The organism is Actinomyces urinae (assembly GCF_900119695.1).
In the GTDB taxonomy this organism is placed as follows: Bacteria; Actinomycetota; Actinomycetes; order Actinomycetales; family Actinomycetaceae; genus Gleimia; species Gleimia urinae.
This window is the reverse complement of record NZ_LT632547.1, coordinates 787,632-802,317: the sequence shown is the minus strand read 5'-3', so window position 1 is coordinate 802,317 and position 14,686 is coordinate 787,632. Positions and strand designations below refer to the sequence as shown.

The following is a 14,686-nucleotide window of genomic DNA, read 5'->3' as shown; positions in this document are numbered from 1 at the left end:
TGACTTTGGCGCCACCTGGGTTTATCGTTAATCAATAATATTGATGAACGATAAGGAGGGTGTGATGTCTCGACTTGAAAAAGTGCCGTTCTGGTTCGCGGTTGCGCTGGTGTGGCTACTGTCGCTACTGGTTATTGCCGGTCAGACGGTGACAGTTATTGAACTGGCAAGTGGGAAACGCATATTTGGTGGCGCTCCAATTAGCGCCTGCGACTTGCCGAATTTCTGTTTGCAGGGCGAATCGGAGGTTCCGCTAAGCTACGTCTCGACCACTAGCATTCAGCTTGCTATTGCTGAGGCCGCGCTTGTCGCTGTGGTGATCGCTGCGGGCCTCGTTATTGGTACTGCGGTTATCCGGGCAATCAGTAAGGGCCGCGCTTTTGAGAGGCGCACCGTGCGGCTTATGGGAGCGACCGGTCTAGTGCTCGCGCTAGGTGGAGTTGTCTGTGGTTTTGTCTCCGACGCGGCTAGGTCTGCCCTGCAGCAGGACCTGATTGCGTTCCAAGAGGCCGTGCACCCTGGGTCTGGCACTCTTGTCGTGGGGGAGAAACCGCTACTTGCCATGGCGCTGTTCTTTGCGGGAGTGTTGGCGCTGGCGCTGTGGGCGGCGTTTAGGCAGGGGGCACGTATGCGGGAGGAGCTCGACTATGTCGTCTAAACCATTGCCGCATCGCGTTGAGGTGACGTTAGATGCTGTGCTTTTGCAAAGAGGGATGACGCTCACCGCGCTATCCGAGGCCACGGGAATCACGATGGCTAACTTGTCGATTCTAAAAACGGGCAAGGCGCGCGCGATTCGGTTCTCTACGCTCAGCGCAATCTGTGAGGTCCTTCAGTGTCAGCCGGGGGACATTCTCAAGCTCGGTTAGTTTACCAATGCATGATTTCTAGCTGTCGAAAATGGGGCGTTGAGAGGTGTTGCGAATAGTTTATTAGGTCTCTTGCTATCACAAAGGTTACAAATTGGTTACTGTGACATCACTTCGAGGTTAACATTGGGTAAACTTGGTTCGTTCCAAGGAACTTATTCGTGAAGGCAAAGCCGCTTTCCCTAATTGTTTAAGCAGTGAGTAACTTGCCTGCGGCCGCATTCACAATCACAGAAGGCCAACAGGAGTAGATGTGAGCGTAACTATAAAAATAAATGATGTTGTGAAACGTTTCGGGGACGTGACTGTTATCCCCGGTCTTACAACGGAAATCAAAGAAAGCGAATTTTTCACCCTATTAGGACCTTCAGGGTGCGGTAAGACCACCTTGTTGCGCATGATCGCCGGTTTTAACTCCATTGAGGATGGTGACATTTACTTTAATGATCAAAGGATTAACGACGTAGATCCCGCCAAGCGCAGCATTGGCATGGTGTTTCAAAACTATGCTATTTTCCCCCATCTTTCGGTTCGTAAGAACGTGGAATTTGGACTAAAGAATATTAAGTTCCCCAGAAAAGATATCCGCGATAGAGCCCAAAAATACATTGATCTAGTGCACGTAGATAAATGGGCTGACCAAATGCCCGACAACCTATCTGGCGGTCAGCAACAACGCGTTGCGCTTGCACGTGCACTAGTTACGTCGCCCGACGTGTTGCTGATGGATGAGCCTTTGTCCAATCTAGACGCAAAACTGCGTGTGGAGATGCGAGAAGTGATCCGCGAGATCCAGCAAAGCGTTGGTATTACCACAGTTTACGTCACCCACGATCAAGAAGAAGCAATGGCGGTATCCGACCGTATTGCGGTTATGAAGGAAGGTGTAATCCAGCAAATTGGAACCCCGCGCGAGCTCTACCACCGCCCGGCCAACACCTTTGTCGCAGGATTCATTGGCAGAACGAATGAGGTTCCTGGAACTTTGGAGCATGTTGGGGATAGCCTGAAGCTTCACCTGGCTAACCAAACCATTGATCTACCCCAGCCGTTTGCGCAAAGTTTGATGGCGGCCAAGGATGAAGGAGTAATTGCTTCCATTCGGCCTGAGCACTTGGAAATTACCCCCGAACCCACGTCTACGAGTGTCCCCGCTGTAGTTGAGCATTCGGTGTACTTGGGTGCCTCCATCCGGTACTTCCTCAGGCTAGAAGATGGTACTGCTATCGAGGCTGAGCAAGAGTCGGATCTAGATGACTCCTACGCTGACGGCGCAAAAGTTAACGTCGATATAAAAATCAACAAGGTCAATCTTTTCTCAGCAGACGGCTCTACCAACCTGCTTACAGTGGCCGCGCGCGGTGGTGAGGAAAACTAATGAGCGCGAATATTTCTGCAAGCCCGGTCTCCGCCGGCGGGGCAGTGAAACAAAAGCGTAGGCGGTTGCCAAAGCTGGATATGTGGAGCGGCGTTTCGCTTGCTTTACTTCTGCTATTTGGTCTTTTCCTTGTATATCCGCTCTTCAACGTTCTGCGCGAATCGATAGTTAATGGCGAAGGCGAGTTCACCCTAGAGTACTTCTACCGTTTCTTTGCGAACTCGTACTATTTTCAGACCATCAAAAACAGCTTCGTGCTGAGTATTACCGTCACCTTGGTTTCGCTGCTAATTGGTGTGCCGTTTTCCTACTTCTACTCTTTCTTTAGCTTGAAAGGGCGGAAGGTACTCTTCGTTGGTGCGGTCCTATCCGTCATGTCCGCACCCTTCATCGGCGCGTACGCATGGATCTTGTTACTCGGCAGAAACGGCCTGATTACGCAGTTCTTTAAGCAAACACTTAGCATAGAGCCACCTAGCATCTATGGATTCTGGGGCTTGGTTATTGTCTTAAGTCTGAAGCTATTTCCCCTTGTGTCTTTATACATGAACGCTGCTTTTAGAAGCATCGATTCATCTTTGCTTGAGGCAGCATCTTTGATGGGAAGCACGGGGCTAAAACGGATCTGGCAGGTCATATTGCGCCTCACCATTCCGACGCTACTCGCAGCCGCCCTGCTCGTGTTCATGCGCACATTCGCCGACTTTGGTACTCCGCTACTTCTTGGACAAAACTATCGGACATTTACGGTTGAGATTTACAACCAGTACCTAGGTGAAACAGGACAGAACCACAACTTTGCGGCAGCAATTGGAATCATTGGCGTGATCGTCACGACGATTGTGTTCTTGATTCAGAAGTACGTTGCTGGAAAGTTTAACTTCCAGCTGCGCTCCAGTCGCCCGATCCAACCCAAGAAGCCGCGTGGTATCGGCGGTGCCCTCATCTACATTTACCAGTATGGTTTGATCGCATTTGCGTTGCTCCCGCAGTTCTATGTTGTGTACCTGTCATTCCGCAAGAACTCCCAATCCCGTTTCTTGCCGGGCTACACCCTGGATTCATACCGGCAGGCCGCGAACCGTCTGCTTGAGCGCTCGATCTACAACACGCTCGTACTGGCAGCAATCTCGATGGTAATCATCATTGTGTTGTCGATTCTCATCGCATACCTTGTGGTTCGCCGACCTAGCGCGATCAATAACTTCATCGACACCACGTCTATGATTCCCTACATCATGCCTGGCGCGGTCATCGGTATTGCTCTTGTGATCTCGTTTAACTCGGCTCCACTTGCCCTAACCGGAACCATGACCATTATGATCATTGCTCTGGTTATTCGCCGTATGCCATACACGATCCGCTCTGCAACGGCCTCGTTGATGCATCAGCCGATTTCGATGGAAGAGGCATCGCGCAGCTTGGGGGCATCTAAGCTGAAGACCTTCTGGAAGGTCACCGTTCCCCTAATGGGATCCGGGATTGCATCGGGTGCGATCTTGAGCTTTGTAACCATCGTGACTGAAATGTCAGCCGCAATTATTTTGTACAACAACCAGACGATAACCCTGACTATGTCTGCATATGTGGCAATCACAAGAGGAAATTACGGGCTTGCGTCCGCATTCTCTGCGGTATTGACGCTTATAACGGCTGTCATTCTCATTGTGTACTTGAAGTTCACAAAGGAAGAAGACGTCAGGCTTTAGAGATTTTCAAATATCCGCAAAACTATAAGGAGTAACAATGCGTTTCAGAAAAGCCGTCGCCGTGGTCGGTGCTCTGTCATTGGCTAGTGTTGGCCTAGCAGCTTGTGGAGGAGGTGAAACTGCGGACGGGGAGAATAATCGCCTCGTGCTGTATTCTTCGATGACGGAGAATGACCTCAATGTCCTCTCGGATCTTCTAGAGCAAGAGTTTCCCGGAATCGATATTGAGATCGTGAATGGCTCTGCTGGCGAACTGACTGCACGTATCAAGTCGGAAGCGGGTAACCCGCAGGGAGACATGATGTGGGGCGGTTTGGACGTCTCTAACGGAGATGCACACTCCGACATTTTCGAGCACTGGCTGTCCGATTATGAAGACACCATTGAAGATGCCTACCACTCGCCAAACGGTTTCTACAACGTAGACCACCTCTCGACTGTGGCATTTGCGGTTAACACCGACCTTGAAAAAGAGCTAGGGCTGAATATCAAGGGCTACGCGGATTTGCTTGATCCGAAGCTAAAGGGCCGCATCACCATGGCGGATCCCACTTCGTCTTCGTCGGCCTGGAACAACATTTCTAACATCATGTCCGTCTTCGGCAATGGTAGTGATGAGGCGTACAAGTACATCGATGACCTATTGAGCAATGACCTCGTGATCGCATCCTCGTCATCTATTCCGTTCACTGCAGTAGCAGATGGAGAGTACGTTGTGGGACTGACCTATGAGGATGGCATTGCGTCGCTGCTGAAGTCGGGCACCGACAACATCCGCATGGTCTACCCGGAGGAGGGCACGAGCGCTACCGCGTTCGGAACAGCGGTGATCAAGGGCGGTCCGAACTCGGACCTTGCTAAGCGAGTCATCAACTACATTATGAGCCCTGAAGGCCAGGTTGCTTTCGCTGAAGGAGTTGGCACCGTTCGCGTGACAACCAAGGAACCGTACGAATCTGAATTCCTGCCGAAGTCCGACACCATCAAGTGGGTAGACAGGGATGTTAAGTGGCTCACCGAACACCGAGATGAGGTTGTCGCTAAGTGGACTGAGCTGTTCACCGCACACCAGTAAAACAAAGGAGTAAGGAAACTTACCTCTGGAATCCAAAGTAGTTGGGACAAGAACCTCCAGTTCTTGTCCCAACTACTTTTATTTGCCCTACCCTAAAGGGTTGCTATCGGATAGCCTCGGCTCCTACTGCCGGCGCACTTCTTTCTTGAGCTCGTTGGGTTTGCTGGCTAGGAAGGTAAGTGGGTCGATCGGGTGGCCGGCCTTGAATTCGGCCTGCATAAGTTCAACCATCGCTCGCGGGCCGTCCTTGTGTCGCGCAGCCGCAATGCTGAGTCGCTGGTAGGCCGCTCCCTTGCGCATAATCTCGTGAATATGCTCAAGCTCGTCGCGGCAGCCGATCTCATCGGCAATGGGTAGCAGCTCGGGAAGCATATTCCGGATCGTGGTTGTCACATCTTCCTGGTTGCCAGCCTCGTCAACGATCAGGTTGGCTTCCATGCCGTAGCGCGACGCCCTCCACTTGTTCTCCGCAACATACCAGTCGGGAATACGGGGCAGTTCTTCGCCGCGGTCGTACATGCGCGAATAGTATTCAACCAGTGTGGCCGTGAGGGCAACGAGCACGCCCACCTCGCGAATGTTCGTGGCTGCGTCAAAAACGCGAATCTCAATGGTTCCCAGCTTTGGCGAGGGGCGAATATCCCAGCGAATCTCAGAGAAGTCGCTGATAATGCCGGTTCGCGTCACGTCCTCAACGTAACGCTCGAGGTCATCCCACTTCTCAAACTGGCGCGGAATGCCGGCCGTGGGTAGCTGCTGGAAGTACATGGCGCGGTTAGACGCGTACCCGGTGTCTTCACCCGCCCAGTATGGCGAGGAAGAAGACAGCGCCTGCAGATGCGCAAACCGCGTGAGTAGGGCATTTAGAATGGGCAGAACCTTGGCGGCGTCCTCAATGCCGATGTGCACGTGAACACCGTACAGCTGCATCTGTCTGCCCCAATACTGCGTTCTTTCCACGAGGTCGTTGTAGCGGCCCGTGTCGGTAACGCGCTGGTATGCGGGGGTTGCAAAGGGGTGCGTGCCCGCGGTTGCCAGGTCGATGCGCATCGGCGTGGTCACCGGCTGGATGATCGCGATGTTCTCAAGCAGGTCATCCAAACATTCAGAGGCGAGGCGTCGCGGTTTCGACGTGATCTCAATGGTGTTGAGGAGCATCTCTCGGTGGATGTTCGGCACATCGCCCAAAGACTCCACGATGTCCATGACGGCATCGGCACTTTGTCTGAGGTCGCCCGTGTCCTTATCGATCATCTGGAGTTCCCACTCCACGCCAATCAGGCCGCGTTCAGACTGTTCGAATTTCATGCTGTCCCCCAGGTCTCCAGCGTTTTCAGCAGTCAGAGATCAGTCTAAAGGAAGCACGCGCCGTCCTGCCTGTTTGGACAGGACGTGAAAGCTACGGAACGCGCAACTCGGTGAGCGGATCGCGGTTTCCAGCCCAGAGTGCGGGAACTATAGAAGCCAGTGTGCTAAGCACTGTCATGGCGATTATTAGAGCGAGACTGAAACGAATAGTGGGGTAGGGGGCTTTCAAAAACGCGAGCGCCAGGACGCCGATCGCCGTGCCGCTGATACTCCCAACGGTTGCAATTAGTAGCATTTGTCCCGTCACCAGGCCGATAATCATTCTTCTGCTCGCGCCGAGCGCGCGACGCCTGCCAAAGTCTCTGCGTTTAAGAAGTGCGACGGCCCACACGAGTGTCATTGCGAGTGCGGCTGCTACCCCCACCGAAATCAGTACGGACACATAGTTGTTCCGGGTGAGCTCTCCCTTCACGGCCTCACGTACGTTAACGAGGTCAGTTGAGGACTCAAGGCTGTAGTCGTCTGGCGAATGTCCCGTGAGATAACTGCTAACGATCTTGAGCACAAGCGGGACATCTTCTGCACGTGCCGTAGTTATAACCAGAGAGCTTATTGGTGCTGATTCGTCTGCGTTATGAGGAATAATCACGCTGTTTGCAAGAAAATCAAGAGAGTCTGGTAGCTCGATTGGGCCGCGGATGACAATGTCTTCCCCTTCGGGAACAACCCGAACCACTCCCGTGTCACGTTCGAATCCAAGAGTTTGCAGAGCCCCTCGGGATGCTAACGCACTAGTTGGGTGTTTCATTGTCTGAGTTGGAAACGCGTGACCAACGGCGGGTAGCCAAGTGGTGTAGATGTCGCTTGCTGACACGCGGGTGCCGTCCTCATTCGCAGAAATAGTTACGTCAACAGTGCGTCCAATTCCAGTTGCCGCTTCAACCACGCTGTATCGTTCGAGTTCGCTCACCCAGCTAGTGTCTAACCCCAGTGCACCGGCATTGTCATGCAGTGTGACTGATCGAATTTCAGCAGAGTCGATTTGCGCGAGTACCTGTGCTTGCGCGCCCTCGCCTCGTCCTGCCGTTAGTACAACGACGCAACTAGCAATTGCTACAACCAAGAATAGGGCGATGGAAGTTACCGGAGCGGCTAACGTAGATTTCCAAATCTCTCGAAAACCTGAGCGCGTTTTGACTCGTCGAGGCGAGTAACTAGCCGGATGGTTATTGCTCATACGAGCACCCGCCGACTTGGGGGAGTACAAGATGGGTGTCGGCACGCTCTGCCAGTTCAGGGTCGTGCGTTACGAGAATAACGCATGTGCCCTTGTTGGCGACCTCTCGCAATGTGGAGAAAACGGTTGCGGCTGAAGCCGGGTCAAGGTTGCCCGTAGGTTCGTCGGCAAACACCACTTTTGGCCTTGTTATCAGCGCGCGGCATAGTGCAATGCGTTGACTTTGGCCGCCTGAAATCTGGGTGGGTTTGCGTTCTGGGGGAATGTCAACCTGTAGTTGTTCGATTAGTTCAAGGGCTTGATTTTTATACGCGTCGGGTGATTCGCCTCTGTATAGTGCGGGTTCGGTGATGTTTTCAATCACTGACCTCGTTGGATCCAGGAGGGCATCCTGGAACACGAATCCGAAATAGAGTGCCCGGATGGTGGCGCGTTCAGCCTCGGATAAATCGTCAACTCGGTGCCCAAACAGGTGAATCGATCCAGAAGCGATTTGTGACATGAGGGCCAGTAGGTACAGGCGCGTCGATTTGCCGCAGCCGGAAGGACCTGTCAAAGCGGACAGAGTGCCAGCGAAGAACTCTTGTGTCCAGTCGTTCACTACAGGAGGCAGATGCTTACGGTAGTGAAAACTGACATTTTCGGCGACGAGGACGGGGGCACTCACTGCGTGTCCTCAATGCGCGCTCCTGCATTTGGGCCAACCCGTACCACTTGCTCCGAATCCACACCTTCAACGATTGACTGCCCGCCTACAGTAGCAATAACAGTTACCGGTAGCTTGGTTCCGTCCTGCGCGATCACGGCTGCAGAGCCGTCGTCGCCGTTGGTTATAGCCGCGGTAGGAATGACAATGCCAGCGACACGCTCAACCACGTGAATGAGGCTTGGAATCCGCGCTGTTGAGCTTGATAGCGCCGCGCAGCCGTCGCCGCAGATTGATTCTTGGCCTGCAGCAGGAGCAAGAATGACTGTGCTGGAACCATCATCCTTGGGCGCCCCGATTTCAGATACCGTGGCCTCCCAGGAGTCTTCGCCGAATTGGAGCGTGACCCTCATGTTGCTGGTGATGATACTTGCCTGTGCGGCGGGCGCCTCAATCGTGAAACTGGGCTCACCATAGTACGCTTCCCCAAGAAGCTGACCGGGTTCTACGCGGATTCCAACTCGTGTGTCTTCAGCCCAACTAATGCGTGCGGGAAACTGTGGAATGGCGATAAATGAAGATGCGGCTACGACGTCGGTTTGCTCAAGACCATGTTGTGTCTGCCAACCGCGAGTTGCTTGTCGTGTTGCCTCATCGAAGTAACCGGTAGCTTCAAGGGTTGCGTCAGATGTGTCAGTCAAGAACTGTTGGAATTGTTTGACATCAGGGCCTTCGTCTTGAGAAGCAAGATCACGATAGATCGGAATATCTCCGTGCAATGCGAAGGTGGGGGCAAGGTCGATTGAGAAAACCTCACTACCGTTTTCGAAGGAGCTGGAAGCGCCCGCGCTCAGCCGGGTCAAGATTCCGGACCTCGTAGCTATAACTGGTACGCTCTTATCCCACGTCAAGGAAGCGTCTAGCCGTATATCGCGGGCAAGTTCCCCTTCTTTAGCTGCAACTAGTGCAAAATCGGAGCCTTGAAACACTTCAGTTTTAGGAAAAGTCAGTTCGCGAATTGCCCAGCCAGTAACGATGCCCACGGTAAGTACTGCGATAGCGGCAAATAGTAACCGTAGTTTCGCTTGCACGGTGGCTCCTCACTGCATTGCAAACTGTTGTTGTAAATATAGCCATTAGCGGTTATGGACGGGACTATGAAATGTATTCGTACCAAAATGCGGATAGGTATTGTGTGTAGATTAGGTGACTGTTTATATGAGCACAAGCGCAAACAAATTGCAGAATAGGTGGTCTCCATGAAGAGAATCAGAAGTGTTCTTGTTGCGGCAAGTGTTTTGGCGCTTATGGTGGAACGTATGCATACTGCATTGCGGGTAGGCCGTGAACCGGCATGATTTGAAAAGATTCGCTTGTTTATCGGGCGTTGCCTGCGTGATCCTCACCGTCGCCGGGTGCAGTGGCATTCCTTCAGCCGATAGCGATGTCCCGACCTCTCGGAACACTATTTCCACTTCGGATTTGAAGTACTCCAGCATGGAGGAGTGGGTGGGTGCGCTTGTGCAGTGTATGCATGATGCGGGCTGGAGCAATGTCGTAGCTACAGAAGTTAACTGGGGGATCCAGGATGACACTGTAACAAAAGAACAAATGGGCGCATTTAATCAATCTCGCTTCGAGTGTGAGGCGCAAGTGGGAGTAGCGCCAAACGATCTGCCCTTAACTGATGATCAGATTCGGCTTGTTTACCGCCATTGGGTGAAGCAGAAGGAATGCCTTGAAGGCCTCGGGTACGAAATATCTGCCCCGCCCAGTGAGGACACCTTCGTTGCGCAAGCGAAAGCTGACAAGGTGGGGGCAGGGTGGTCTCCATTCGCTCAGATCACTCCGATGGAAGGAAATCTTGACGAGATTTTCCAACAGTGCCCGCAGATGCCTCCCGGCATGTGAACCTCGGCTGCGTGCGCTCGCGGTTATGGGCGAGTGAAGTGATTCCACGTGTTTAATGTAACCGCTTTGCGATGACTGCCTGGTGACGCCCGTCAACCCTTGTTGCAATGACGGTAATGGGGTTGTTGTGATCCGCCGTTCGGGGCGCCAAAATGCGTTTTAATGCCGTTTGCAAGGCTGCGGGATTAATGTCCGTCCCGCGTTTCTTGACCTCCACGCTGGTTGGCTCGAGTGCGCGTAGTGCCTTCGAGACGGCTTTCGGCCGTAGCTGCGTCACGTCCAGCACTTCGAATCCGGTAAGCGCGTTACCTTCCTTCCCCGCAACGATTTCGTTTGAGGCCAGGTAGGCAATAGATGGCGAAATCGGGCCTTCTAGCGCCGTGCTGTCTACAAATTGGGCGATGAGGCCGGCGCGGATTATCGCCGGGTCCGGTTCCCACAAATATTTGCCAAGGCCCGCGCTGTCCAACTGTTTGGCCGGCTCCGAGGGGTCGCAAGCCTGTCTGAAAGTAAATGCCTCACTACCCTTGATTACGGTGGCGCTGCGCCCTGGGCCGTGGCTTTGTAGCGCCGGGCTCCACAGGCCTGCTTCGAGTAGCTGCCCGTCCACACAAACCCAGTTCGCCTCAAAATCAGAGGGGATATGCTCATAGGCCAAACCGGGGGCAACTTTGAGTCCGAGCGCGTCAAAGCCGCCCTCGCGCAGCGGCTCGCGCCACGACAGCGCGGCGGGGAGGGAGGGAGACCACTCTTCGGGCGAACTAATGCGCCTCCCGCCAGCTGCGGCGCCGGTGCGCCGGGCAGGGTCAGCAACGATCGCCTGCACGCCCTCGCTAATTAAATGCTCAATGTCGAGAGCGGTTACATCCCCCAGGTTGGCCTCGCAATCGGGCATAAATCGCAGATTAACCTTGGTGCAGGCAACGGCCTCCGGGTTAATATCCCACGATCGCACGCGCAAGCCCAGAGTGGCCATCGCCAGCGAATCGACACCAATGCCGCACCCCAGGTCCGCAACCGTGGTGATTCCCGCGTCCTTGAACCGAGCGGCATGCATTGCAGCCACCTGCAACCTCGTTGCCTGTTCCAGACCGTCGCGCGTGAAGATCATGGCGCGGGCAAACTCGCCCAACTTATCTTCGGCTTGCCTCCGCAATGTCAGCTGCGTGAGCACAGCCGCGCGTTCTCCCGCCTCAAGCTCAAAATTTGCGACGGCGCCCTCACGTGCAGATTCGTCGAGTTCCTGTAGCTCACTCAAAGCTTGCCAGGGGAGTGGCCTTAGAACCAGCTCGATAGGAGAAATGCTCACGAGGCTCCTTCGGATCCAACTTTTGGCACTCAGCTTGCAAGAGTGCTAATCGAAGATCTAATCTTGTACATGTAACGCTTACCGTATCCGACCACCCGCGACGGCGGATGCAGCAAATGCGTGCAGTTCAACTACGAATGTGAAAGGGAGTTGGCCAATGTCGATCTCCATTAAACCACTTGAGGATCGTATTGTGATCCAGCAGGTTGAAGCCGAGCAGACTACGGCTTCAGGCCTTGTTATTCCTGATACTGCGAAGGAAAAGCCGCAAGAGGGCACCGTTGTTGCAGTTGGTCCGGGCCGTGTCGATGACAATGGTAACCGCGTTCCGATGGATGTTTCCGAAGGTGACGTTGTTATCTACTCCAAGTACGGCGGCACCGAGGTTAAGTACCGCGGTGAGGAGTACTTGATTCTCTCTGCTCGCGATGTCCTCGCGATCGTTGAGAAGTAACTAGCTCTTCAAAAAGAATCCCACGCCATTGGCGTGGGATTCTTTGTATGTTGCTTAAGCTACGCGGAAGCGCTTCTTACGATTAATAATTTCGCGCCGCTCTTCTTCGGTCAAACCGCCCCATACGCCGTATGGTTCCTGTACGCGTAGGGCGTGCTCGCGGCACTGTTCAAGTACGGGGCAAGAGGCGCAAATTGCCTTGGCGGCCTCCGCACGGCGACGCCTAGTTGAGCCGCGCTCGCCTTCCGGATGGAAGAAAAGTTCCGTGTCCATGTCGCGACACGCGCCGAGGTATTGCCAATCCCACCGATCCGCTACGGGACCGGGAAGCCTGGAGATATCTGTCATCCTTCTGCTTCCTTTCATATCGCCTCTGTCTGCGACCAGAACCTATATTATTAGTTATGCAAAAGTTGTTCAAGACCCTTCCGCATATTGTTCGAAACTTTTATGAAGTTAGGCTCCGGTGGCGCTTCGCTTCTTCGGGCGTAACAATATTAATAGGTGATGCACCTTAATAATTTCTGAGAATTGTCCAAACTGGAGATGAACAATGCCCCGCCCAGATCTAAGCGCGCACATGAATCCCGCGCCGCTAACCATCGCAACGGTTGCGCAGCGCCTGGGAGTCTCCGCGTCTACGATCCGTACTTGGGAGCGCCGTTATGGGCTTGGGCCAAAACGCGAGCCGGGCAAGCGCAGAAGGTATAACGAGATTGAGCTGAAGCGACTTGAACAAATGGTTCGCCTGGTGCGTTCCGGCGTGTTCCCTTCGGATGCGGCGCAAGCGATTAAATCTTCTGATGAAGTTCTCACCGATAGTGAATCTGCAATTACGGTCGAGTCAATTCTTGATACAGCGCGCCAAGGCGACTTCAACTCCCTCCAGCGCAATCTTGACGTGCTGATCTCCCGAGACGGCCTGCTACACACCTGGCACGAGTACATTGGCCCCGCGATGCGCGGCACCTACTACCCGCCCAAAGGGGATAAACCCGGCATCGCCCCCAGGTCGCTAATCACGCAGGCAACGTTGTATGCCGTGTATCAGGTAGCCAAGCAGGCGCCGGAACACTCCGCAGGATTCCCGGATGCATGCCCCGTCCTCATTGTCTGTGATGCGGCACATGAACTGCGCGCCCATATTGTTGGCGTGGCCCTCGAATGGGAGGGCGTTCCCGCCCGCATCGTTCCCGTAACCGCGCCCGCGGAAGGTTCGGACATCTGCCCGCAAGATGTTAGCGAAGCGATCAAAGAATACCGTGACAGTTTTGGTGCGCACGTTCTGATCCTCACAGGCCTGCTTTCAGCCGATGAAAAAGTGATCGAAGGCGTGGACGATGGGTTTTCAAACCTGATTCTGGTTGGCCGGCACTGCCCGTTGGATTCCGCCCCGGGTGCCACGCGCCTGCGCACGCTAACCGCATGCGTAGAGGAAGCCGTGGACTCAGCTCGAAACTGCTCCATCCCAGAATGCGCTGAGGTTAACTAGTATTATTCCGCTGCCTCGATTGGAGTAGTGCCAGATGACTTTCGATTCAGATACACGCGCCGGGCACTTCGACGCCCTAATCGATTTTGCAAAAGGCTCCCAGGTGCCAACCGGCTTTGGCTACCTGGATGCAAGCGGAACCGTAGATTCCTCTCGTCCCGTGGAGCTTTGGATCACTTGCCGCATGACGCACGTGTTCTCACTGGCGTCGATGATGGGCGACCTAGAAGCCAGCGTGCTTGCCGCTCACGGCGTCAAAACACTCTCCACATACTTCTATGACCAGCAGTATTCCGGATGGTTCGCGACCATCGGGCACGACGCGGATAACGTGCAGATTGTTGATGGCACCAAAATGGCCTACGCGCACGCGTTTGTGGTGTTAGCGGCCTCGTCGGCAAAAATTGCGGGTGTCGAGGGCGCCTCGGACCTGCTCGATCTAGCTCTGTCAGTGCAGGATGAGTTCTGGTGGGAGGGCGACCAGGCTAAGGTGCGCGAAAGCTATGACCGCGAGTTTGTGGAATGCGAAAAGTATCGCGGCGTTAATGCGAACATGCACACCGTTGAGTCCTACCTGGCCGCATATGACGCGACGGATGAGAGGCAGTGGCTTAACCGTGCGGTGGCGATCCTGAACTGGGTTGTTGAGGAAGCCTCGAAGAACGATTGGCGCGTGCCGGAGCATTTCGACGAGAACTGGAAGGTGCTACCGGACTATAACAGGGATCGGCCCAAGGATCCGTTCCGTCCGTTCGGTTTCACGCCGGGGCACGGGTTTGAGTGGGCTCGTCTTGCCCTGCACGCCGGGGCGCAGCTGGCGCGTAGCGGAGAAAAAGTGTCGCACTGGATGCTAGAGGGTGCCCTCGAACTTTTTGATCGCGCCGTGGCGGACGGGTGGAGCGCGGACGGCGCCCCCGGATTCGTTTACACCATTGATCAAAACGGCAATCCCGTGGCGCGCGAGCGTATGCACTGGGTGGCGTGTGAAGCGATAGGGGCGGCCGTGACGCTGGCGCGCGCCCTCGAAGGAAACGAGGGGTATGTGGCTGGTGACGCAGCGAAGGCAGAAGATCTGAAAGCTCGCGCTGGGGCTTGGTGGGACTACTGCGAGCGCTACCTGATTGAGCAGCCGGGCCGCTGGTGGCATGAGCTGGATGAGAATAATCAGCCATCCACCGTCACCTGGCCCGGCAAGCCGGACGCCTATCACGTGGCCCAAATGCTGCTGCTGCCCGAGCTTCCACTTGCGCCCACGTTTGCGCGTGCAATCAAGGAAGCTATCGCGTAACAGGCCGCCG

Annotated in this window: 15 protein-coding genes; 9 read left to right on the top strand and 6 right to left on the bottom strand. The window is 54.4% G+C overall.

The features are described 5' to 3' along the window. Window positions 1-64 precede the first annotated feature (64 nt). From BQ7114_RS04930 to BQ7114_RS04910, 5 genes are all read left to right on the top strand, one after another. Window positions 65-658: a DUF2975 domain-containing protein gene (locus tag BQ7114_RS04930; protein ID WP_072342750.1), complete on the top strand. Its 594-nt coding sequence runs from the start codon at window positions 65-67 to the stop codon at window positions 656-658. Then, window positions 648-869, top strand: coding sequence for a helix-turn-helix domain-containing protein (locus tag BQ7114_RS04925; RefSeq protein ID WP_072342747.1), 222 nt, complete (start codon window positions 648-650; stop codon window positions 867-869). Before BQ7114_RS04930 ends, BQ7114_RS04925 begins: the two co-directional genes overlap by 11 nt. Before the next feature lie 253 nt (window positions 870-1,122). Next, on the top strand, window positions 1,123-2,247 hold the full coding sequence (locus BQ7114_RS04920) for an ABC transporter ATP-binding protein (RefSeq protein WP_072342745.1): 1,125 nt from the start codon (window positions 1,123-1,125) through the stop codon (window positions 2,245-2,247). Beyond that, complete coding sequence (locus BQ7114_RS04915) at window positions 2,247-3,956, top strand: ABC transporter permease (protein WP_083431744.1); 1,710 nt, start codon at window positions 2,247-2,249, stop codon at window positions 3,954-3,956. The genes BQ7114_RS04920 and BQ7114_RS04915 overlap by 1 nt, the downstream gene beginning before the upstream one ends. Before the next feature lie 37 nt (window positions 3,957-3,993). Continuing rightward, the gene (locus BQ7114_RS04910) at window positions 3,994-5,031 is read left to right on the top strand and encodes an extracellular solute-binding protein (RefSeq protein WP_072342742.1); all 1,038 of its coding nucleotides are present in this window, start codon (window positions 3,994-3,996) and stop codon (window positions 5,029-5,031) included. A gap of 123 nt (window positions 5,032-5,154) precedes the next feature. Here the strand turns inward: BQ7114_RS04910 and BQ7114_RS04905 are convergent, their stop codons facing one another. From BQ7114_RS04905 to BQ7114_RS04890, 4 genes are all read right to left on the bottom strand, one after another. Further along, window positions 5,155-6,339 (bottom strand): glutamate--cysteine ligase, encoded by a 1,185-nt coding sequence (locus BQ7114_RS04905; protein ID WP_072342739.1) that lies wholly within the window; start codon window positions 6,337-6,339, stop codon window positions 5,155-5,157. A gap of 91 nt (window positions 6,340-6,430) precedes the next feature. Then, window positions 6,431-7,309: an ABC transporter permease gene (locus tag BQ7114_RS04900; RefSeq protein WP_230205972.1), complete on the bottom strand. Its 879-nt coding sequence runs from the start codon at window positions 7,307-7,309 to the stop codon at window positions 6,431-6,433. 256 nt (window positions 7,310-7,565) lie between these two features. Continuing rightward, window positions 7,566-8,243: an ABC transporter ATP-binding protein gene (locus BQ7114_RS04895; RefSeq protein ID WP_072342733.1), complete on the bottom strand. Its 678-nt coding sequence runs from the start codon at window positions 8,241-8,243 to the stop codon at window positions 7,566-7,568. Continuing rightward, window positions 8,240-9,313: a peptidoglycan-binding protein gene (locus BQ7114_RS04890; RefSeq protein ID WP_072342730.1), complete on the bottom strand. Its 1,074-nt coding sequence runs from the start codon at window positions 9,311-9,313 to the stop codon at window positions 8,240-8,242. Before BQ7114_RS04890 ends, BQ7114_RS04895 begins: the two co-directional genes overlap by 4 nt. A 391-nt stretch (window positions 9,314-9,704) precedes the next feature. On the opposite strand from BQ7114_RS04890, the gene BQ7114_RS04885 reads away from it, so the two are divergent. Then, a complete protein-coding gene (locus BQ7114_RS04885) occupies window positions 9,705-10,133 on the top strand; it encodes a hypothetical protein (RefSeq protein ID WP_143236795.1) in 429 nt (142 codons plus the stop codon). A gap of 52 nt (window positions 10,134-10,185) precedes the next feature. Here BQ7114_RS04885 and BQ7114_RS04880 read toward each other — a convergent pair whose 3' ends face one another. After that, window positions 10,186-11,442 (bottom strand): THUMP-like domain-containing protein, encoded by a 1,257-nt coding sequence (locus tag BQ7114_RS04880; RefSeq protein WP_230205971.1) that lies wholly within the window; start codon window positions 11,440-11,442, stop codon window positions 10,186-10,188. 157 nt (window positions 11,443-11,599) lie between these two features. On the opposite strand from BQ7114_RS04880, the gene groES reads away from it, so the two are divergent. Further along, complete coding sequence (groES, locus tag BQ7114_RS04875) at window positions 11,600-11,896, top strand: co-chaperone GroES (RefSeq protein WP_016444087.1); 297 nt, start codon at window positions 11,600-11,602, stop codon at window positions 11,894-11,896. A gap of 54 nt (window positions 11,897-11,950) precedes the next feature. On the opposite strand, the gene BQ7114_RS04870 is transcribed toward groES, so the two are convergent. Further along, on the bottom strand, window positions 11,951-12,244 hold the full coding sequence (locus BQ7114_RS04870; RefSeq protein ID WP_034506846.1) for a WhiB family transcriptional regulator: 294 nt from the start codon (window positions 12,242-12,244) through the stop codon (window positions 11,951-11,953). 205 nt (window positions 12,245-12,449) lie between these two features. On the opposite strand from BQ7114_RS04870, the gene BQ7114_RS04865 reads away from it, so the two are divergent. After that, window positions 12,450-13,388, top strand: a complete 939-nt coding sequence (locus BQ7114_RS04865; protein WP_072342724.1) for a MerR family transcriptional regulator — start codon at window positions 12,450-12,452, stop codon at window positions 13,386-13,388. A 34-nt stretch (window positions 13,389-13,422) separates the two neighbouring features. Beyond that, the gene (locus BQ7114_RS04860; RefSeq protein WP_072342722.1) at window positions 13,423-14,676 is read left to right on the top strand and encodes an AGE family epimerase/isomerase; all 1,254 of its coding nucleotides are present in this window, start codon (window positions 13,423-13,425) and stop codon (window positions 14,674-14,676) included. Window positions 14,677-14,686: the final 10 nt, after the last annotated feature.

Bases quoted from the DNA above. Each gene is read 5' to 3' on its own strand.
- BQ7114_RS04930 (WP_072342750.1), top strand. From the start codon at position 65: ATGTCTCGACTTGAAAAAGTGCCGTTCTGGTTCGCGGTTGCGCTGGTG.
- BQ7114_RS04925 (WP_072342747.1), top strand. From the start codon at position 648: ATGTCGTCTAAACCATTGCCGCATCGCGTTGAGGTGACGTTAGATGCT.
- BQ7114_RS04915 (WP_083431744.1), top strand. From the start codon at position 2,247: ATGAGCGCGAATATTTCTGCAAGCCCGGTCTCCGCCGGCGGGGCAGTG.
- BQ7114_RS04910 (WP_072342742.1), top strand. From the start codon at position 3,994: ATGCGTTTCAGAAAAGCCGTCGCCGTGGTCGGTGCTCTGTCATTGGCT.
- BQ7114_RS04905 (WP_072342739.1), bottom strand. From the start codon at position 6,339: ATGAAATTCGAACAGTCTGAACGCGGCCTGATTGGCGTGGAGTGGGAA.
- groES (WP_016444087.1), top strand. From the start codon at position 11,600: ATGTCGATCTCCATTAAACCACTTGAGGATCGTATTGTGATCCAGCAG.
- BQ7114_RS04870 (WP_034506846.1), bottom strand. From the start codon at position 12,244: ATGACAGATATCTCCAGGCTTCCCGGTCCCGTAGCGGATCGGTGGGAT.
- BQ7114_RS04865 (WP_072342724.1), top strand. From the start codon at position 12,450: ATGCCCCGCCCAGATCTAAGCGCGCACATGAATCCCGCGCCGCTAACC.
- BQ7114_RS04860 (WP_072342722.1), top strand. From the start codon at position 13,423: ATGACTTTCGATTCAGATACACGCGCCGGGCACTTCGACGCCCTAATC.